Origin of the sequence: Kribbella pratensis (assembly GCF_004365355.1) — a bacterium.
Lineage (GTDB): Bacteria > Actinomycetota > Actinomycetes > Propionibacteriales > Kribbellaceae > Kribbella.
The window spans coordinates 1,907,358-1,926,775 of the sequence record NZ_SODP01000002.1 but is presented as its reverse complement, the minus strand read 5'-3'; the positions used below and the strand labels follow the sequence as shown (position 1 = coordinate 1,926,775).

The 19,418-nt window shown below is 68.5% G+C and carries 21 protein-coding genes and 1 riboswitch; of the genes, 11 read left to right on the top strand and 10 right to left on the bottom strand.

Annotation, left to right across the window (positions count from 1 at the left end):
* The first annotated feature begins 8 nt into the window (after positions 1-8).
* Positions 9-127, top strand: a riboswitch (TPP riboswitch).
* The gene (locus EV653_RS26110) at positions 123-1,448 is read left to right on the top strand and encodes a purine-cytosine permease family protein (RefSeq protein ID WP_134106301.1); all 1,326 of its coding nucleotides are present in this window, start codon (positions 123-125) and stop codon (positions 1,446-1,448) included. (Overlaps the previous riboswitch by 5 nt.)
* Here EV653_RS26110 and EV653_RS26105 read toward each other — a convergent pair.
* The 5 genes from EV653_RS26105 to EV653_RS26085 are packed head-to-tail and all read right to left on the bottom strand — an operon-like array spanning position 1,390 to position 6,167.
* Entirely contained in the window at positions 1,390-2,607 is a 1,218-nt protein-coding gene (locus EV653_RS26105; protein ID WP_134106300.1) for a cation:proton antiporter, read from the bottom strand. The two genes, EV653_RS26110 and EV653_RS26105, sit on opposite strands and share 59 nt — an antisense overlap.
* Before the next feature lie 38 nt (positions 2,608-2,645).
* Positions 2,646-2,876: an anti-sigma factor family protein gene (locus EV653_RS26100; RefSeq protein WP_134106299.1), complete on the bottom strand. Its 231-nt coding sequence runs from the start codon at positions 2,874-2,876 to the stop codon at positions 2,646-2,648.
* The gene (locus tag EV653_RS26095; protein WP_238160084.1) at positions 2,873-3,502 is read right to left on the bottom strand and encodes an RNA polymerase sigma factor; all 630 of its coding nucleotides are present in this window, start codon (positions 3,500-3,502) and stop codon (positions 2,873-2,875) included. The genes EV653_RS26100 and EV653_RS26095 overlap by 4 nt, the downstream gene beginning before the upstream one ends.
* 23 nt (positions 3,503-3,525) lie before the next feature.
* Complete coding sequence (locus tag EV653_RS26090) at positions 3,526-4,230, bottom strand: flavodoxin family protein (RefSeq protein ID WP_134106297.1); 705 nt, start codon at positions 4,228-4,230, stop codon at positions 3,526-3,528.
* A gap of 8 nt (positions 4,231-4,238) precedes the next feature.
* Complete coding sequence (locus EV653_RS26085; protein ID WP_134106296.1) at positions 4,239-6,167, bottom strand: thiamine pyrophosphate-binding protein; 1,929 nt, start codon at positions 6,165-6,167, stop codon at positions 4,239-4,241.
* 86 nt (positions 6,168-6,253) lie between these two features.
* Here EV653_RS26085 and EV653_RS26080 point away from each other — a divergent pair, with 86 nt between their 5' ends.
* Together EV653_RS26080 and EV653_RS26075 are read left to right on the top strand one after the other, a co-directional pair.
* Entirely contained in the window at positions 6,254-6,871 is a 618-nt protein-coding gene (locus tag EV653_RS26080) for a hypothetical protein (protein WP_134106295.1), read from the top strand.
* A gap of 16 nt (positions 6,872-6,887) precedes the next feature.
* The gene (locus EV653_RS26075; protein WP_134106294.1) at positions 6,888-7,571 is read left to right on the top strand and encodes a class I SAM-dependent methyltransferase; all 684 of its coding nucleotides are present in this window, start codon (positions 6,888-6,890) and stop codon (positions 7,569-7,571) included.
* Between the two features lie 90 nt (positions 7,572-7,661).
* Here the strand turns inward: EV653_RS26075 and EV653_RS26070 are convergent, their stop codons facing one another.
* Together EV653_RS26070 and EV653_RS26065 are read right to left on the bottom strand one after the other, a co-directional pair.
* Positions 7,662-8,243, bottom strand: a complete 582-nt coding sequence (locus tag EV653_RS26070; protein WP_134106293.1) for a methylated-DNA--[protein]-cysteine S-methyltransferase — start codon at positions 8,241-8,243, stop codon at positions 7,662-7,664.
* The gene (locus EV653_RS26065) at positions 8,236-8,730 is read right to left on the bottom strand and encodes an RNA polymerase sigma factor (RefSeq protein WP_134106292.1); all 495 of its coding nucleotides are present in this window, start codon (positions 8,728-8,730) and stop codon (positions 8,236-8,238) included. Before EV653_RS26065 ends, EV653_RS26070 begins: the two co-directional genes overlap by 8 nt.
* 313 nt (positions 8,731-9,043) lie before the next feature.
* On the opposite strand from EV653_RS26065, the gene EV653_RS26060 reads away from it, so the two are divergent.
* Genes EV653_RS26060 through EV653_RS26040 form a run of 5 tightly spaced genes read left to right on the top strand, consistent with a single transcriptional unit; the run spans position 9,044 to position 13,481 of the window.
* Entirely contained in the window at positions 9,044-9,586 is a 543-nt protein-coding gene (locus EV653_RS26060) for a flavin reductase family protein (protein ID WP_134106291.1), read from the top strand.
* On the top strand, positions 9,579-10,622 hold the full coding sequence (locus EV653_RS26055; protein WP_134106290.1) for an ABC transporter substrate-binding protein: 1,044 nt from the start codon (positions 9,579-9,581) through the stop codon (positions 10,620-10,622). Before EV653_RS26060 ends, EV653_RS26055 begins: the two co-directional genes overlap by 8 nt.
* On the top strand, positions 10,619-11,458 hold the full coding sequence (locus EV653_RS26050; RefSeq protein WP_134106289.1) for an ABC transporter permease: 840 nt from the start codon (positions 10,619-10,621) through the stop codon (positions 11,456-11,458). The genes EV653_RS26055 and EV653_RS26050 overlap by 4 nt, the downstream gene beginning before the upstream one ends.
* Positions 11,434-12,147, top strand: coding sequence for an ABC transporter ATP-binding protein (locus tag EV653_RS26045; protein ID WP_134106288.1), 714 nt, complete (start codon positions 11,434-11,436; stop codon positions 12,145-12,147). Before EV653_RS26050 ends, EV653_RS26045 begins: the two co-directional genes overlap by 25 nt.
* Positions 12,144-13,481: an LLM class flavin-dependent oxidoreductase gene (locus EV653_RS26040; protein ID WP_134106287.1), complete on the top strand. Its 1,338-nt coding sequence runs from the start codon at positions 12,144-12,146 to the stop codon at positions 13,479-13,481. Before EV653_RS26045 ends, EV653_RS26040 begins: the two co-directional genes overlap by 4 nt.
* A gap of 48 nt (positions 13,482-13,529) precedes the next feature.
* On the opposite strand, the gene EV653_RS26035 is transcribed toward EV653_RS26040, so the two are convergent.
* Positions 13,530-14,507, bottom strand: a complete 978-nt coding sequence (locus tag EV653_RS26035; RefSeq protein WP_166679558.1) for a zinc-binding alcohol dehydrogenase family protein — start codon at positions 14,505-14,507, stop codon at positions 13,530-13,532.
* 39 nt (positions 14,508-14,546) lie between these two features.
* Between EV653_RS26035 and EV653_RS26030 the strand changes: the two genes are divergently transcribed.
* The 3 genes from EV653_RS26030 to EV653_RS26020 all read left to right on the top strand — a co-directional run bounded on the left by EV653_RS26030 (position 14,547) and on the right by EV653_RS26020 (position 17,063).
* On the top strand, positions 14,547-15,371 hold the full coding sequence (locus EV653_RS26030; protein WP_134106286.1) for a glycerophosphodiester phosphodiesterase: 825 nt from the start codon (positions 14,547-14,549) through the stop codon (positions 15,369-15,371).
* A gap of 240 nt (positions 15,372-15,611) precedes the next feature.
* Positions 15,612-16,028 carry an ATP-binding protein gene (locus EV653_RS26025; RefSeq protein ID WP_134106285.1) on the top strand — a complete coding sequence of 139 codons (417 nt, stop codon included), beginning with the start codon at positions 15,612-15,614 and terminating at the stop codon, positions 16,026-16,028.
* Between the two features lie 66 nt (positions 16,029-16,094).
* Positions 16,095-17,063 carry a DUF5926 family protein gene (locus EV653_RS26020; RefSeq protein ID WP_134106284.1) on the top strand — a complete coding sequence of 323 codons (969 nt, stop codon included), beginning with the start codon at positions 16,095-16,097 and terminating at the stop codon, positions 17,061-17,063.
* Between the two features lie 253 nt (positions 17,064-17,316).
* Here the strand turns inward: EV653_RS26020 and EV653_RS26015 are convergent, their stop codons facing one another.
* Together EV653_RS26015 and EV653_RS26010 are read right to left on the bottom strand one after the other, a co-directional pair.
* Positions 17,317-18,534, bottom strand: coding sequence for an arginine deiminase (locus EV653_RS26015; protein ID WP_134106283.1), 1,218 nt, complete (start codon positions 18,532-18,534; stop codon positions 17,317-17,319).
* Between the two features lie 136 nt (positions 18,535-18,670).
* On the bottom strand, positions 18,671-19,258 hold the full coding sequence (locus EV653_RS26010; protein ID WP_134106282.1) for a dihydrofolate reductase family protein: 588 nt from the start codon (positions 19,256-19,258) through the stop codon (positions 18,671-18,673).
* Between the last annotated feature and the right edge of the window lie 160 nt (positions 19,259-19,418).

The window sequence follows — 19,418 nt, the reverse complement described above, 5'->3', positions numbered from 1 at the left end:
TCAGCAGCACAAACCTATGCGGGAGCTCGCACCGATCATGCGCGGGCTGAGAGGGCGACAGCTTGGGTCGCCGACCGCCTGAACCTGACCGGGTAATGCCGGCGTAGGGATTGGGGTCACTGATGACCGATACCGCTGTTCGTGCTGCCGGCTCCACCGAGGCGCCGCTCGTCCTCACCACCGATGCGCCGCGGACGCTCGGCTTCTTCGACCAGTTCACGCTGTGGGGCAACTTCGGCATCTCGCTGTTCGGCCCGGTGACCGGTGCGCTCGTGGCGGCGTACACGGGCTCGCTGTGGCAAGGGCTGCTCGCGGTCGTGGTCGGCTGCGTGACCGGGGCGCTCGTGCTGGGCGGTGCGGCCGTCTTCGGGTCGCACACGGGTGCGCCGGCGATGGCGAGTCTGCGGGGTATGTTCGGCCGTCGCGGCTCGATCGCGCCGACCATCCTGAACATCGCGCAGAACGTCGGCTGGGCGACGATGGAGATCATCGTGATCTCGCAGGCCGCGGTCGCGGTGACGAGTGATCGCTGGCGCTGGCTGTTCGTCGTACTGGCCGGGATCATCGCGACGGCGATGGCGGTCCGGCCGCTGGGCAGTGTGCGGATCCTGCGGAAGTTCATGGTGTGGCTGGTGCTGATCGCGTCGGTCTACCTCTTCGTGCAGGTGCTCAGTAAGCCGGTGCACGCCCTGCCCCAGGACAGCGTGTTCGGCTTCTGGCCCGCCGTCGACCTCGCCGCCGCGGGTGTCGTCTCGTTCGCCCCGCTGGCCGCCGACTACACGCGGCACTCGCGCACCAACAAGGCTGCGTTCAGTGGGTCCGCACTCGGCTACGGCCTGGCAGCGATCGGGTACTACGCCCTCGGCGTCGTCGCGGTGGCCACCTTGCAGACCAACAGCGACGACGTGATCACCGCACTGGTCACCTTGCCCGCCGGAGCGATCGCACTGCTCGTGCTGCTGGTCGACGAGGTCGACGAGGCGTACGCGAACGTCTACTCGACCACGATGGCCGCGCACAACCTGATCGGCCACATCGACCGCCGGTGGATCTCGGTCGCGATCGGCGTGATCGCCACCGGTATCGCGCTGATGGTTGACCTGGGCAACTACACGCAGTTCCTGTACCTGATCGGCTCGGTCTTCATCCCGTTGTTCGCGGTCGCGATCGCGGACTTCTTCGTGGTCAGCAAGATGAACTGGGACGTCTCCGACACGGCGAAGTTCCGCTGGCAGCCGACGCTCGCCTGGCTGATCGGATTCGTCGCCTACCAGTTGGTGAACCCGGGCACCGTCGCCGGATGGTCCCCGTTCTGGACCGACGTACAACAGGCGCTCTTCAACAACCAACCGGTCCCGACCTGGCTCGGTGCGACGTACACGTCGATCGTCATCTCGATGCTGGCCGCGGTTCTTCTCGGCCGGATCGGTCGGCGGCAGGCTGCCTGAGCAGCACGAGAGCGATCGCCGGGAAGATCAGCACGGACAGCAGTCCGGCGCAGACCAGCGCGGCGGCGGTGACCGGAGTCATCAGGCCGGTCACCACGCCGATCTGCGTCGCGGTCACGATGAACGGCAACGACGTCGCCTGCAACAGCCCGACTGCCGCCGTACTCCGACCTCCCAGCGTCCGCACCGAGAGGTACGCCGGTACGCCGCGCACAACCAGCAACGCCAGCAAGAACAGCGGAACACGCAACAGCGCCGCCGGATCGTCGAGCAGCCCGCGCAGATCCAGCCGCAGACCACTGGTCACGAAGAACACCGGGATCAGGAAGCCGTAGCCGAGCGCCTCCAGCTTGGTCCGGAACCGGGGGTGCGAGGTCGCGTCGCGGTCGACCAGACCGACGACTGCCCCGGCCAGGAACGCCCCGAGGATCGTCTCCAGCCCGAACTGCTCGGCCAGAGCCACGAACGCGATCAGCAGTACGACGGCCGCCCGGACCCGGATCTCGGCAGTGGTGTCCTGCAACCGCAACAGGACCAGGCCGATCCGCTGCGACCTGCCCGCGGTCGCCACGACCAGTCCGGTGACCGCTACGAGCAGCGCGAACAGGCCGACCATGATCAGCCGCTCGCCCGCGCTCCCGCCCTCGGTCGAGAACACCAGCGACAACACGAGTACGGCGGCGAAGTCGGCGACCGACGCCGCCGCAATGGTGAACTGACCGACCATCCCGTCGGCCTGTCGGGCGTCCTTGAGCACCGGCACCACGAGCCCCAGCGAGGTCGCCGACAGCGTCACGGCGAGGAGCAACGCGCTGTGCACCCAGCCGACGGCCGAGAACACTGCACCGGCCGCCCCGCCGAGTGCCAGCGTGACCAGGTAGCCGAGTACGGCGAGCCGCAGGACCTGACCGCGCAGCCGGTGCACGTCGATCTCGAGCCCCGCGAGAAAGAGCAGGAACGCCAGACCCAGCACGGAGACGATCTGCACCGGCAGATCGACGTCGACCAGTCCGAGGCCATGAGGGCCGACGACGATCCCGGCCACGATCTCGAGTACGACGGCCGGCACCCGCAGGCGTGGGGTGAGTCCGAGCAGCAGCGGCGCCAGCAGCGCGATGACCGTGACCGCGAACAGGTTCGTGAACTCGACGTCCGGCATACCAGGTCAGTGCCGCCAGGCCTGCCGGGCGTTACAGGTCAGTCGCGCGGGAATGCGCGGAACGCCTCCAGCAGGCTGTCCCGGGTTTCGGTGCTGAGGGATTCGGGCTCGACCTGGCCGACCTCGGCGATGGTGCGGCGCATCTGCTCGACGTAGATCTCGCATCCGTCGCAGATCGCGAGGTGCTCGACGAAGCGCCGCTCGGCCTCCGGATCCAGCGCTCCGTCGAGGAACGCAGTGACAAGCTCGACCAGCTCCTCGCACGTCATGGCGCAACTCCGAAGTACTGTTCGAGCTCGCTGCGGACGGCGGCGCGGGCGCGGTGCAGCAGGACGCGCTGGTTCGCCGCCGAGATGCCGAGCAGGGTGCAGACCGCGCCGGCGTCCTGTCCGTCGATGTCACGCAAGGTCAGCACCACCTGTTGGCGGGTCGGGAGATTCTCGATCGCTTTGGCCACGGCCGCCCGGACCTCGTGCGCGAGGACCTCGGTCTCGGTGGACGGCCAGCGCTCGGGGAACGCCCGCCAGCCACCCGGGTACTGATCGTCGGGTCCATGGAAGCGGGCCGGGTCGACGGTCGGCCCCTGGTCCGGGGCCAGACTCGTCCACGGTACGGTCCGATGCTCGCGCGAACCGCGTTTGCGGGCGATGTTGACGAGGATCCGGTAGACCCAGGTCTGCAGCGACGCTCGCCCCTCGAACCGCTCGATGCCCTGCAGGACTGCCAGCCAGGTGTCCTGCACGACTTCCTCCGCACTGGCCGTGGTCGACACGAACGACCTGGCCAGCCGCAGCATCGAGCCGGACCAACTGTTCAGCAGGCAGGCGAACATCTCCTCGTCCCCGGCCCGGAGCCCGGCGACGAGGACGTCGTCCGTCGGCAGTACCGCCCCCACAGGGCGACGGTACAGCAGCACGGTCAGCGGTACTCCGGATTCTCGAAGTCGTAGCGGCATCCGGCGTCCCACTCCGACCGCTGGTTGCCGTACGCCGGGATCCCGCCGCTGTCGCGGATCATCCGGGCCAGGTGCAGCAGGTTCCACGTCATGAACGTCGCGTTCCGGTTGGTGAAGTCGTTGTCCGGCCCGCCCGATCCCTGGTCCAGGTACGACGGGCCCGGGCCGGCCTCACCGATCCAGCCGGCATCGGCCTGCGGGGGGACCGTGTACCCGAGGTGCTGCAACGAGTACAGGACGTTCATCGCGCAGTGCTTCACCCCGTCCTCGTTGCCGGTGATCAGGCAGCCGCCGACCCGCCCGTAGTACGCGTACTGTCCGTGCTCGTTGAGGATCGAGGAGTTGCCGTACAAGCGCTCGATCACGCGCTTGGTGACCGAGCTGTTGTCGCCCAGCCAGATCGGCCCGGCGATGACCAGGATGTCGGCCGCCATCACCTGTTCCTGGATCGCCGGCCAGGCGTCGGTCGCCCAGCCGTGCTCGGTCATGTCCGGCCAGACGCCGGTCGCGATGTCATGGTCGATCGCGCGGATCACGTCGACCTGGACGCCCTGCTTCTCCATGATCTTCCGGCTGACATCGATCAGACCCTCGGTGTGGCTGACCGCCGGCGACCGCTTCAGGGTGCAGTTCAGGTACAGCGCGCGCAGATCGTCGTATTCGGGCACGGTTTCTCCTAGAGAAGTTCGGCGTCCTGCTCGATGCAGAGCAGGCCTGGTCCAGTGGTGGCGAACAGTTCGGTCATCGCGTCGTCGAGGTCCTCGCGGCGGGTGACCCGGATCCCGGTCGCACCGCAGAGCTCGGCGTACGCGGCCCAGTCGGGGTTGTGCAGCGAGGTGTGCCAGACCGGGTAGTCCGCGGCGAGTTGTTCCTTGCTGATCTTGCCGAGCGAGTGGTTGTCGAGCAGGACATGCTTGATCGGTATGCCGTACTTCACCGCAGTGGTGAGCTCGGCGGCGTACTGCCCGAACCCGCCGTCGCCGGTGACCGCGACGACCGGCCGGCCCGGTGCTCCGGCCCAGGCGCCGAGCGCCGCCGGGTAGCCGAAGCCGATCGAGCCGAGGTAGCCGGACATCAGCACCGGCTGTCCCTTCGATTCCAGGTACCGGCCGAGCGAGTACGCATGGTTGCCGACGTCAACGGTGACGACCGCGTCGATCGGCAAGTGTTTGCCCAGGGCATCGAAGACGGCTGCCGCGGACACTCCACGGCCGCGGTCGTCCTGGACCCGGCGCGCCTTCTCCGCACGCCAGATGGCCCACCGGTCGGCGACGTCCGGTCGCTGGTCGGTGGCCTTGGTGTCGGTGAGCCGGTCCGTCAACGCCTGCAGGGTCAGCGCGGCGTCGCCGAGGACGTCGACCGTGACCGCGTCGAACCGTCCGATCGCGGCGTGGTGGTCGTCGATCTGCACGATCTGCTTGTAGTTCGCGATTCCGGTGTGGTTCGAGAACGATGCGCCGACCACGATCAGCAGGTCCGACTCGTTCATCAGCCAGCTCGCGACCGGCGTACCGCTGCGACCGAGCACTCCGGCGCCGAGCGGATGTGTGTCCGGGACCAGGCCCTTGGCCCTGAACGTGGTCAAGACCGGAGCGTTGAGTCGCTCGGCCAGCTCGCGGACCTCGGTCTCGGCGCCGCGCGCGCCGTGACCGACGATCACCACCGGACGCCGGGCGTCCCGAATCACGGCAGCGGCTCGGTCAAGGGTTTGCGAATCAGGCTGGATGCACCGCCGCGAGAGCCTGCCGGCCGGTGTCTTGGCGGTCGCGTCGGACGGGAGCACCTGCACCTCATCGGGCAGCACGAGGTGAGCGACGCCGCGTCCGTCGATCGCATGCTTGACCGCGAGCGCGGCGAGCTCGGCGTGGTCGCTGCCCGCCTGGACCGCGGTACTCGACACCGCGACATCCTTGAAGACCGCGGTCAGGTCGAGGTCCTGGAAGGCCCCGCGGCCGAGGACCTTGGACGGCACCTGCCCGGAGATCGCGATGACCGGCGACCCGTCGAGCTTGGCGTCGTACAGCCCGGTGAGCAGGTTGGTCGAGCCCGGTCCGGCGATCGCGAAGCAGGCGGCCGGGCGGCCGGTGAGCTTCCCGTACGCCGATGCCGCGAACGCCGCGGCTCCCTCGTGCCGGATGCCGACGTACGTCAGCTCGCCACGCTGTTCCGCGCGCCGCATCGCCTCGGCGAACCCGAGGTTGGAGTGACCCACCATGCCGAAGACATGACTGATGCCGTGGGCAACCAATGTCTCGACCAGTACGTCGGCCACCGTCCGGACCGGCGCCGGCGGGTCCGGCAGCTGCACGTACACGCCGTCCGCCCGTTCGTCCACCGGGTACGACGGAACACCGTCGGAGAACCCTTCCGGCGGCTGCCCGGTAATCGGGTCGTAGTCGTACCCGTGCCAGGGGCACCGCAGCAGACCCTTCTCGATCGAGCCCTCGCCCAACGGGCCGCCCTGGTGCGGGCACTTGTTCTCCAGCGCGCCGAGCCGCGCGCCGCAGCGCGCGAGAGCGACGCTCCGCCCGTCGACGACGACGCTGCGGACCCGCCCGTCCGCCGGTACGTCGTCCTGGTCCACCCGGTGCCAGTTGCCCGACATGTAACGCCTCCCACCCGCCGCGACACCAACCTTGTGAATGAACAGTGCCGTTCCGCGGCCAGGTGTTACAGGAGGAAACTGCGCTCATGGACGAACGTTCGCTGGCCGTAACCCGCCGATCCCTGCACGGCGTCGCCGAGCTCCTGCTGGCCGGACCGCAGTACCGCAGCGGAGGTGGCATCAGGCTGCGCGTCGTACCGGGCGGCTTCGCCACGCTTGCTGACCCTGGCGTCAGAGTGGACGTCGACCGCCTGGTCACGCCGGCCGGATCGCTCCCGCTGACCGGCACGTACGCCGAACTCGCCGCCGCGGCCGGACTCGAGGCGTCTCCGCTCGACGACGTCTACAGCGGCGGTCCCGGCGTACGACCCGGCGAGGAGCTGGAGGTCGACCCCGCGGCCGCGCGCCTGCTGGCGGACGCGTTCGCGCGTGGCGACGCCGCCCTGCGGCAGCTGGACCCCGACCAGACGCCCGTTCTCTGGCCGGAACACTTCGACGTCGGCATAACCCTTGACGAGGTCAACTACGGCCTGTCGCCGGGTGACGACGCCATCCCCGAGCCGTATGCGTACGTCGGTCCGTGGACGCCGCGGACAGGGGACTTCTGGAACACGTCGTTCGGCGCCGCCCGCCCGCTGGCCGAGCTGCCCGACGTACTCGCCTTCTTCCGGAAAGGCAGGGCGCTGGTCACTGACCCGGAGTAACCGGAATACTTGCGACATGCTGAATTCCGCACTGCGCAGCCGGGCCGAGTACGCGGAACTGGGGGCCGACGGATTGGCCGCGCGTACGACGCCTGAGCGGGACGCGCTGATCGTCAAGGCCGTCGAGGAGCTGCTGGACGGCAAGGAGTCGGTGCTCGACCTGTGCTGCGGGTACGGACGGATCGCGTTGCCGCTGCGCAAGGCCGGCAAGGTCGTCCGCGGGCTGGACATCTCGCCGAACCTGATCGAGGCCGGCCGGGCGAAGGCTGCCGAGGAGGAGCTTGCGATCGACTGGGCGATCGGCTCGATGACCGATCTCCCGTACAAGTGGGACTCGTTCGACGCGGTGATCTGCCTGTGGACGGCGTTCCACGAGCTGTTCGCCGAGGACGAGCAGATCTCGACGATCTGCGAGATCTCCCGGGTGCTGAAGCCGGGCGGGATCGCGATCATCGAAGGCCCCGCCTGGGGACCGGCGACCGCGGCCGAGATCGCGAACGGCATGCGGCAGGGACCGGAGCACCGGATCGTCACGACCGAGTTCAGCGACAACCGCAGCGGCGTGCACTTCATCCACGACGAGATCAGCTACGGGCGCCTGTGCGCTGCCGCCGGAATCAACGACTACAAGGTCTACAAACGCGACTGGGGCGGACGCCGCCGGCTCATCTTGGAGATCCACCAGCCAGCAACTTCCTGACACGTCAGGAGGAGCAGATCCCCACTCCACATTGGGGATCTGCTCCTTGTTTTACCGAGTCTAAAACCATTCCGGGCAATTCCGGAAAACTCAGCTTTTTGCTTCGAGATTCAGCAAGAATCGTTTTGCGTCCAACCCGCCGGCGTACCCGGTGAGAGCCCCGTTCGCGCCCACGACCCGGTGGCACGGCAGGACGACGCAGACCGGGTTCGCGCCCAGCGCCGTACCGACCGCGCGGGCCGCCTTGGGCTTGTCGATGTCGGCGGCAACAGTTCCGTACGTCGTCGTCGCGCCGTACGACGTGTGTGTCGGCAGATCTGTGAGGACGAGCCGCTGGAACGGTGTCGCCAGCGCGAGATCCACCTCCAGCTCGAAGGTCTGACGAGTGCCGGCGAGGTATTCGTCGAGCTGTCGTCGTACGTCGTCCAGCGGGCGGGCCTGCCGGAGTACGCGCGGGGACACGGCCCGCGCGAGGCGGTTGGTCATCGTCTCCTCGTCGCCGAACGAGCTGGCGACGACGCGGCCGTGGGTGATCGCGAGCAGCATCGTGCCGATCGGGGTGTCGTGCAGCGTGTAGGCGACGTCGGCGTCGGGAAGGACGGGTCGCTTGGGTTCGGTATGGCCCGGGTCGGGCATGGCGAGCCGGGTCAGCCGGCTCTCGAGATCAGTCATCTTCTACTCCGAGTTTGCTGCGCAGGGTCGCGAGCGCGTCGCTGACGAGCCGGCGCGATGCGGCGGGCGTGGTGTCCAGAGCGGCGGCCACGCCGTGGTGGTCCAGGTCGCCGACGTACTTGAGCGTGATCGCGAAGCGTTGCCGCTCCGGGAGTTCGTTGACCGCCCGCCAGAGATCGGGATCCGGCCACGCGGCGGCGTCCGGGCCCTCGACCGCCACCGGCGGCGCCTCCTCCAGCGGGCGCTGCGGTTTCCGCGCCCGGTGTACGTCGGTCGCGCACCGGGCCGTGATGGTGAGGAGCCAGCTGCGCAGGTTTTTCGCCGACGTCAGCGCCGGGTACGCCGCGTACGCCTTCTCCCAGGCGCGTTGCGCCGCGTCGTCGCCGTCCACCGGCCCGGCCATCGCCCGCGCCAGCCGGGCGACATCGCGCCAGTGCGCGTCGATCAGCGCCTGGAACGGCGGCAGCTCGACCTTCTCCCGAGTCATCACGACAGTAGAACGCACAGACCGGGCCGCGTGTGAGGGTGGTGGAGCATAGCCTCTGCTCCCACGCCACGCCCGTCGTCCGGATCACGAGATTGTCTAGTTAGCCGATAGACAATGGTGCGAAGATAGCTGACATGACGACGACACTCCTCACCCGCCGTCGCGTCATCGATCTGCTGCGGACGGCGAGCGCCACCTGTCGGTGACGCCTGTTCTGCCACTTCGCTCTGCATGAGGCCCCGTCGATACCGGCCTCCACCTCCCGCCCGGTAGTTGCTGCCGGTCGTCCCTGCCCCGATTCCGAGGGAGAGACATGTCTTTGCCTGCCCTGAATCGTCCTGCCCTGTCTGTCGTACCCGACCGTTCCGAAGAGCGGGTGGTGGACGCCGACGTCTACCGCTCCGTCTTCCGTCGCCACGCCGCCGGTGTCGTGGTGATCACCGCGGACGCCGGCCACGGCCCGGCCGGCTTCACCGCGACCTCGCTGGTCTCGATCAGCCTGCTGCCGCCGCTGGTGTCGTTCGCGATCGCCACCAGCGCATCCAGCTGGCCGACCGTGAGTACGGCGAACAGTCTGGTGATCAACTTCCTGTCCGCCGACCAGCATGCGATCGCCGGCCGGTTCGCTACCAGCGGGATCGACCGGTTCGCCGAGCCGACCAACTGGTCCCGGCTGGCGACCGGTGAGCCGGTCCTCGACGAGGCGCCGAGCTATCTGCGCGCCCAGGTCGAGCACCGCTTCGCCGTCGGCGACCACTACCTGGTCGTCGCGCGCCTTGCCACCCATACCGAACGACGTGAACACGAGCCGCTGCTCTACCACGACGGCCACTACGCGAAAGCCAACCATGTCTAGAAAACGCCTGTACGCCGCCCTTGCCCTTCTCGCCCTGGTCACCGGCTGCAGCGGGAACGCCTCCGCGGACGGAGCCGCCAAGCTCTCGCTGGACGCCGCTCTGCCGACCACCGTGCCCGACGGTCCGAAGATCGTCGTCGGCGACCCCACCACCGAGGTCGCGCTCAAGCTGTCCGGTCAGTACGACAAGGTCTCGAAGTACGTGCAGTTCGCGAACCTGAGCGGCGGTCCGCAGACCACCGAGGCGTTCCGGGCGCACGCTCTCGACGTCGGCTCGGTGGCTGAGATCCCACCGATCCACGCGACCTGGACCGGGCTGCACGTGAAGATCGTCGCCTCGAAGTTCCGCAAGGACCCGCTGAACCACCCGATCTACCAGTTGGGCATCGCGCCGGGGACCACGGTGAAGACGCTGTCCGACCTGCGCGGCAAGAAGATCGCCTACAGCCCCGGTCAGGCGCAGGGTGCGCTGGTGCTGAAGGTGCTGCAGAAGGCCGGTCTGACCAAGGAGGACGTGAAGCTGGTCGAGCTGCCGAGCACCGGTGACGTCTACGTGAACGCACTGGCCGCGAAGCAGGTCGAGGTCGCCCCGATCGGCGGCGTGCAGATCAAGCGGTACCTCGCGAAGTACAGCAAGGACGGCGCGACGACGATCCCGCACGGCATCCGTGACGACGCCGGCCACCTGTACGTGCCGACGGAGTCGCTCGAGGACAGCGGCAAGGCGGCCGCGATCCGTGCGTACGTCGCCGCGTGGGGCGTCGCGCAGATCTGGATCGACACGCACCCCAAGGAATGGATCCAGGGGTACTACGTGAAGGACCAGGGGCTGACCGAGTCCGACGGCCAATGGCTGGTCGACAACGCCGGCCACCCGGATATCAGCGCCGACTGGAGTGACGCGATCCAGCGCCAGCAGGCCACCATCGAGCTGCTCGCCAAGGAGACCGGCAACAAGGTGATCCAGGCCAAGGACCTGTACGACCTGCGGTTCCAGGCCGTCGCCGCGGACGCGATCAAGGCAGGTGCGAAATGAGCGCGACAACCCTCCCCGGGCTGCGGTCCCGCGAGGCGGCCGCGCGTCCCGTCGGACGGCGTCGCCGGCTCGGGTTGGGGAAGCCGATCAGGTTCGGGTCCGCGATCGGACCGGTACTGCTGCTGGCGATCTGGAGCATCGGATCGGCAACCGGTTGGATCGACCAACGAGTCCTGTCCGCGCCGTGGACGGTCGTGACCACGGCCGGTGAGCTGATCGCGGACGGCCGGCTGCAGTCGAACCTCTGGACGTCCGCCCAGCGAGCCCTGATCGGACTCGCCCTCGGGATCGTGCTCGGCGTCGTACTGGCGCTGATCTCCGGGCTGTCCCGCCTCGGCGAGGCCGTCCTGGACGGACCGATCCAGATCAAGCGGGCGATCCCGTCGCTGGCACTGCTGCCGCTGCTGATCCTCTGGCTGGGCATCGGCGAGTCGATGAAGATCGTCACGATCCTGCTCGGGGTGTTCATCCCGATCTACATCCACACCCACAACGGCCTGCGCACGATCGACAGCCGGTACGTCGAACTCGCGCAGACGGTCGGGCTGTCCCAGTGGGAGTTCATCCGGCGCGTGGTGCTGCCGGGCGCGCTGCCCGGGTTCCTGCTCGGTCTGCGGTTCGCGGTGACCGGCGCGTGGCTGTCGCTGGTCGTCGTCGAGCAGATCAACTCGACCAGCGGCATCGGTTACATGATGGAACTGGCCCGCACGTACGGGCAGACCGACATCATCATCGTCGGCCTCGTCGTGTACGGCGCCCTGGGTCTGATCTCCGACGCCGTCGTCCGCCTGATCCAGAGGAGGGCCCTGTCATGGCGCCGAACGCTAGCCTCGTAAGCACGGTCCAGGTCCGCGAGCTGGTCCGCCGGTACGACGATCGCGCCGTACTCGACGGGTTGGACCTGGATATCGCACCGGGTGAATTCGTTGCCCTGTTGGGAAAGAGCGGCTCCGGGAAGAGCACGCTGTTGCGGGCGCTGGCCGGGCTGGATTACGACGTCGAAGGGTCCGGTGAGCTCGCCGTACCGGAGAACGTCTCGGTCGTGTTCCAGGACTCGCGGTTGTTGCCCTGGGCGAGGGTGCTCGACAACGTCGTACTCGGGCTGAGCGGTGCCGATGATCGCGGTCTGCGGAGTCTGGACGAGGTTGGCCTCGCGGGTCGCGAGCAGGCCTGGCCGAACGAGTTGTCCGGTGGTGAGCAGCAACGCGTCGCACTGGCGCGATCGTTGGTGCGGGAGCCGGAGCTGCTGCTCGCGGACGAGCCGTTCGGGGCGCTGGACGCGCTGACCCGGTTGAAGATGCACGTGTTGCTGCGGAAGTTGTGCGCGGCGCACCAGCCCGCCGTACTGCTCGTCACGCACGACGTCGACGAGGCGATCGTGCTGGCCGATCGGGTGATCGTGCTCGATACCGGCCGGATCGTCGCCGAGGAGACGATCTCGTTGCCCGCACCGCGGAGTGCGGCCGATCCAGGATTCGCCGCGGTCCGGTCGCGGCTTCTCGACGCCTTGGGAGTTTCGGTATGACCAGACAGCTGCATCTGAACGCGTTCCTGATGAGCACCGGGCACCACGAGGCGTCGTGGCGGCTGCCGGAGAGCGATCCGTTCGCCAACACGTCGGTGGCGCATTACCAGGCCCTGGCGCAGCTGGCCGAGCGCGGGAAGTTCGACTCGATCTTCTTCGCGGATTCGCCGGTGCTGATCGGTACGGTCGGGCGCCGGCCGGCGGGATCGCTGGAGCCGACCGTGTTGCTGACCGCGATCGCGGCCGTGACGTCGCGGATCGGGCTGATCGCGACCGCGTCGACGACGTACAACGAGCCGTACAACCTGGCCCGGCGGTTCGCCAGCGTGGACCACGTGAGCGGTGGGCGTGCAGGCTGGAACGTGGTGACGACGGCCGGTCCGGATGCGGCGCTCAACTTCAACCTCGCGGACCAGCCGGCGCATGCGGAACGGTACGAGCGGGCGGCGGAGTTCCTCGAAGTCGCGTACAAGCTGTGGGACTCGTGGCAGGACGATGCGGCGATCGCTGACAAGTCTTCCGGTGTGTGGGCGGTGGACGACCGCGTGGTGCCGATCGATCACGTCGGACGGCATTTCCAGGTCCGTGGGCCGCTGAACCTGCCGCGGTCGCCGCAGGGACATCCGCTGATCGTGCAGGCTGGGTCGTCCGAGGACGGCAAGGGCCTGGCGGCGCGGTACGCCGAGGCGGTCTTCACCGCGCAGCAGACGCTGGAGGACGCGCAGGACTTCTACCGCGACCTGAAGGCGCGCACGGCCGCTCTCGGGCGGGATCCCTCCGAGGTGAAGATTCTGCCCGGGATCGTGCCGGTGATCGGCTCGACGGTCGCTGAGGCCGAGCGGCTGGAGCATCAGCTGGATTCGTTGATCCGGCCCGAGTACGCGCGGCTGCAGCTAGCGAAGACACTCAAGGTGGCGCCCGAGGATCTGCCGTTCGACCAGCAGTTGCCCGCCGACCTTCCGGACGAGGACGAGATCGAGGGCGCGAAGAGCCGCTACACGCTGATCGTGACGCTGGCCCGGCGCGAGAAGCTGACCGTTCGCGAGCTGATCGGCCGGCTAGGCGGCGGCCGCGGCCACCGCACCTTCACCGGTACGCCGGAACAGGTCGCGGACGCGATCCAGCACTGGTTCGAGGCGGGCGCAGCCGACGGCTTCAACATCATGCCGCCGGTCCTCCCGTCCGGCCTCCAGACGTTCGTGGACGAGGTGATCCCGATCCTCCAGTCCCGGGGCCTTTTCCGCACCGACTACACCGGCACCACCCTCCGCGACCACTACGGCCTACCCCGCCCAGCGGGCGGCACGACCGCCCTACAGGAAGCAACCGCCTGAACCCGGGCTGGTGCTGGGCCCGCCAGGTGGCCGGCCCAGCACCAGCCGTCACTGGACTCGGACGACGAGCTTTCCGACTGCGCGGCCGTCTTGCATGATGCGGTGGGCTTGGCCGATCTCGTTCATGGTGAAGACTCGGTCGATGCGGATCGGGAGTTTGCCGGTGGCTACGAGGTCGACGTACCGCTGGAACGCTTCGGCGGGCAGGTCGGAGCTCTCGCCGCCGTACGCCGTCAGCCGGACGCCGTTCGGGATGTAGTCCATCGGGTAGAAGTCCGGGATCGTCCAGTTGTCGCTGAGCATTCCGGTGAAACACACCGTGCCGTGGATCGCGGTTGCTTTCAGGGTGTCCGGCAGGACATTCGTGCCGACGAGTTCGAGTGCCGCGTGAACGCCGTCCGGGACAATCTCCCGGACCTTTTCCGCAACGTTGCCGTCGTCAACGATCGGATGATCGACACCGAGTTCGCGAAGAACGTCGAGCCGTTGCGGATTCCGCGTTGTCGAGAACACGGTCAGCCCGTGTTCCTTCGCGAGTACGGCGGCCGCGACGCCGACGGACGACGTACCGCCGCGAACCAGCAACGACTGGCCAGGCTCGATCGCGAGGCCGGTGTAGAGCGAGCCGTGAGCGGTCTGCAGCATCTCCGGCAGCGCGCCGAGTGTCGCCCAGTCGAGGTCGGTCGTCACCGGGATGACCGACGACGCGGGTACGACGGTGTACTCCGCGTACCCGCCGTCGTACTCGCGGCCCATCCCGCCCATCATCGCGACCACCTGCTGCCCGGGCGCGAACTCCCCGCCCGGCGCCGCGTCGACCGTCCCGGCCGCCTCGATCCCGGGGATGACCGGGAACCGCGCATTGGTCGCGAAGCCCGCGCGGAGGTGGTACTCGGACCGGTTCAGCCCGAACGCCTCCACCTTGATCCGCACCCACCCGGCCCGCGGCTCCGGCACGGCAACCCGTCGTACCCGCATCTCCTCCGGCTCGACCGGCCCGTCCAGCACCACCGCCCGCATGTCCATGTCGACAATCCTCACCCACCGTGTGAAAGAGTTTCTTCCATGCGGAAGCTCCCGCGCGTCGTAGCCCATCGCGGCGCCAGTGAAGTCGATCCGGAACACACCCTCGCGGCGTACCAGCGGGCGATCGAGATCGGCGCGGACGGACTCGAGTGCGACGTGCGGCTGACCGCCGACGGACATCTCGTCTGCGTCCACGACCGCCGGATCGATCGCACCTCGAACGGCCGCGGCGTGCTGTCCACGATGAGCCTCGAAGAGCTCGAGTCGTACGACTGGGGCTCGTGGAAGCGCCCGTGGGCCGACCTGGACGAGGAAGCCGAGCTGCCCGGCCTCGACGTACGGAAAGTGCTTACGCTCGACAGGCTGCTCGCGACCGTCCGGGACGCCGGCCGCCCGGTGGAGCTGGCCATCGAGACCAAGCACCCGACCCGGTACGCCGGACTCGTCGAACGCCGCCTGATCGAGGCGCTGGACCGGTATGGCTGGGCCCGACCGAAGCTCGGAACGGAGTCGCCGGTCCGGGTGATGAGCTTTTCCTGGCTGTCCCTGCGCCGGATGCGTACGGCGGCGCCCGGCCTGCGCACGGTCCTGCTGATGGACCGCATCCCGCTCCGCTTCCGGGACGGCTCGCTACCGACCGGGGTCTCGTACGCCGGTCCGAGCCTGGAGATCGTCACCGCCCACCCGGAGTACGTCGACCGCGCGCACAAGCACGGGCACCAGGTCCACGTGTGGACGGTGAACGCCGAGGAAGACGTACGCCGCTGCCGCGAGATCGGCGTCGACGTGGTGATCAGCGATCGCCCGGACGTCGCCCTGAGGGTCCTCGCGGAACCGCCGGAACAAGTAGGACGTCGTAGCTAGGCTCTCGGTTTGTGACACTTGCGAACGATTTTGTGTGGCATGTGTCACGTGGTCCGGATACGTAGTGAGACGAATGCGGGCGGTTATTGCAACGTTCAATTCTGTCGATTTCGTTACGGTTTCTTCGGATTTAGGCGGGATCTCCGGCGGCCTATGTAACGGAATACCTGCGGGTGTTTTCCAGGGCCGGATCGTGGGCAGAAGTCCCTGTGGCTGAACCCATCATCGAGGAGACCCTGCTTGTCCTCTGCGACCCTGCCCGCCGACGTTAGCGTCGTGGACGTCGTACTGCCGCATGAAGTGTCCGCGGTAGCGGATGCCCGTCGCCGTCTGGCCGCCTACCTGAAGCGCTACCGGGTCACCGATTCCGCTCGTGACGACGCGCAGTTGGTGCTGTCCGAGCTGCTGTCGAACGCGATCCGGTACGCGCCGCCGTTGCCGGCCGGAGAGGTCCGTGCGGCCTGGTGGATCGACCGGGCGGGGATCCACGTCGAGGTCACCGACGGTCGCGGGGACACCGAACCGCAGCGGATCAACGACACCCATCCGGAGTCGGTCGGCGGCCGCGGGCTGGCGATCGTCGACATGCTGACGTCCGGCTGGGACGTCCGCACCGCCGCCCACCACCGCACGGTCCACGCAATCGTCCCGGGCTAGACCGCCTGCCCCCCTGTCGGAAGCTGGTTGGCTCTGGGGTGCTGTTGGCTGCAAGACTGCGGAGTTATGGGAAAGAAGTCGCGGCAGCGCGCTAAGAACACGACGACTGTCACTCTGGATCCGGCCGACCTGGTGGACGTCGGCCCGCGCGAGCCTTGCCCGTGTGGTTCGGGCAAGCGATTCAAGCAATGCCACGGCAAGGACCTGGCCCAGGCCGCGGACGCGTTCGTGGTGCGGCCGTTCGAGGGCCTGCCGGCAGAGTGTGACCTGATCGCGTTCCGCGAGATCGTCCCGTCCGGCACCGTCGAGGTCGAGCTGACCGGTGACAACGCAGGCAAGAAGATCAACCTCGTCACGCTGCTCCCGATGGCGATGCCGGGCCTCGTGCGCGACGACGAGACGATCTGGATCGGCCTGCAGACGCACGCGTCCTCGGGCGACCCGAGCCGCGACCTCGGTCACGCGATCACCGCGGCCCTGCACACCGAGCCGGGCAACCCGATCCAGTTGGGCGACCTGATGAAGGACGGCCCGCGGTTGCAGGACCTGATCGACACGTCGAAGCCGCTCGAGGTCAAGGTGCACGAGGGCTTCGACTACTGGGTCGGCGAGAACGTCGAGGACCCGACCGGTGAGGTCGCCGCCGGCCTGGAGCGTGCGAACGCTGCGGCAGCTCCGACGGTGCGGCTGGAGTCGGTCGAGGCGGCGTACTGGACGCAGATCGGCGACCGCATCTACCTGCGCTGGGTCATGCCGCACACCGAGGACACCCTGCTCGACGCGCTGGCCCGCCTGCACGCCGCGGGTTCGTCCGCGCTGATCGACGGCAGCCGGTTGATCGGTTCGTTCCGTGCCCTCGGCGTACTCGCACCGGTCTGGGAGCTCCCGGCCGGCACCGAGGCAGCCGACGTCGAGAAGCCGGCCGCCGACTTCGCGACGGCGCTCGAGAAGGCGCTGGCCACCGAGGCACCGCTCACCACCGAGGAGCGCGCCGCCCGAGCCGGCCTTGCCAGCCGTCAGCTCACCATTCGCTGACCGAAACGACGAACGCCCGGCTGAGTCCTTCAGCCGGGCGTTTCGCTTACCTACAGTGGTCTAGGCCGCGGTGGTGATGCTCGGCCTAGGAACGTGGACGGCCCAAGTCCTGCTGACGGGGGAGCAACAGGGCCTGGGCCTAGACAGGAAGAGTACTCACGAAGGTCCTCCGCCACAAGCCCCGATCTCACTCCGCGTGTCGTAGGGCTCACGTGGCGGCCCGTAGGGCTCACATGGCGGCCGGAGCGAGCGCTCAGGCGGTCGCCGGCGCCCGGAGTACGGGGCAGGACATGCACCGGGGTCCGCCGCGGCCGGAGCCGAGTTCCGAGCCGGAGATCCGGATGACCTCGATCCCGGATTCCTCGAGGCGCGCATTGGTCTCGACGGTCCGCTCGTACGCGATGCAGACCCGCGGAGCGAGGGCGAGAGTGTTGTTCCCGTCGTCCCACTGCTCCCGCTCGGCTGTCACCGGGTCGAGGCCGGTGTCGATCCGCCGGAGCGTGTCGATGCCGAGCGCCTTCGCGGCCGCGACCAGGAACGGCTCGGGCTCCGCGATGTGCAGCTGGTCGCCGTCGGTGGTGACAGCGAGCGCGCGCATCTCCTCCGCCATGTTCGGATACATCAGCACCGCGTCCGTGTCGACCATCGTGCACACGGTGTCCAGGTGCATCGTGGCGCGCTGCTGAGCGATCGGTACGGCGAGAACCGTGTGCGCCAGGTCCTTCGAGAACACGCGTCGCGCCAGCCGCTCCACCCCGGCCGGCGTGGTCCGCTCCCCGACCCCGACCGCGAGTACGCCGGGACCGAGCGCGAGCACGTCACCGCCCTCGACATGTTCCAGCTGGTGGTCGTACACCTTGTCCGCGCCGGCGAACCGCGGGTGGAACGTGTAGATCAGCTCGGTCAGTTGTGTCTCGCGCATCCGGGCCGGCATCGCCAGCGACGTGACCGCCACCGAGTCTCGGATCCAGACGCTGGAGTCGCGGGTGAAGAGCAGGTTCGGCAGCGGGTCGATCAGGAAGTCCTCATGCGCGAGCAGCGACGTCACGAGCCCGCCTGCCCGGACCTCGTCGTTCCGTACGCCGGCCATCAGCGCCTCGGCCAACCCGGCCGGATCGAGCTCGCCGAGCGATGCCTGCAGGTAGTCGCGCAGGGTGTCGCCGAGCCGCAGGTCCTCGGTCGCGCCGGCGACTGCCTGGGCCCGGGCCGCCGGATCGGCGAGCGACTCGGTCAGCAGCTCGCCGAGGTACAGCACCTCGACGTCGCGGTCCCGGAGCGCCTGGGCGAACGCGTCGTGCTCGTCCTGCGCCCGGCCGACCCAGGGGATGCCGTCGAACAGCAGCTTGTCGTTGTTGCGCGGGGTGAGTCGACGGAGCTCGTTCCCGGGGCGGTGCAGCATCACGGTCCGAAGCGCACCGACCTCACTGTCGACGCCGTACGCCTTACCGCTGTGCTGCTGCGCCTCAGTCATCCCGTCCACCCTTCACTCCGTCGTGGCCCACCACGCTACGGCAGGCCGTGCAATCTGTCTGATTGTCCGACAATATCCCAGAACAACCAAATGCAGAAACCAACTACCCGCCTCGCTCCGCTCGGCGGGGAGGGCGTCAGCGAACGCGGTCGTAGAGGAGGCAGAGGGCGCCGGATTCGGTGGGGGTGGAGGTGCTGAGTTTCCAGGAGGTGGCGGGGAGGCCGTCCTCGAACAGGCGAGCGCCGCCGCCGACGAGCTCAGGGTCGAGGGTGATGCTCAGCCGGTCCACCTCGTCGGCGGCGAGCAGGGCCTGGATCACGCTCGTGCTGGCCAGGACGATGATGTCGCCGCCTTCCTGGGCGCGCAGTTCCTTGACCACATCCGCCGGCTCGCCGTCCGCGATCCGGGAGTTCTGCCACGGCGTCTCGGTCGTCGTCGTCGAGAAGACCACCTTCTCGGTCTCGTTCAGCCAGCGCGAGAAGGCCCGGTCCTGCGGTGCCGCGTTCTCGTCGTCGGCCACCGCGGGCCAGAAGCCGCCGAAGCCCTGGTAGTTCTTGCGGCCGAGCAGCACCGTCGTGGCCGGCTCGGTCACCCGGATCATGTGGTCGCGGGCACCCTCGGTGATCGCGTGGGGGACGATCCAGCTCATGTCGTAGTCGCCGCCTGCGCCGTTCACCCGTCCGTCGAGCGAGAGCGAGATGTTGGCGGTCACTGTGCGGGTCATTTCGGTACCTCTTTCGGTTTCGATCCGGTGTGCCTGACACCAGAAATCCTGCCGCCGCAACGACCCCGGAACATCTGCCACCTGGCCGATATCCACCAGCTTGCCTGGCCGGCCGGCACGTCGTACGAAAGAATGAATATCCACAGTCGGCCGACGCTGA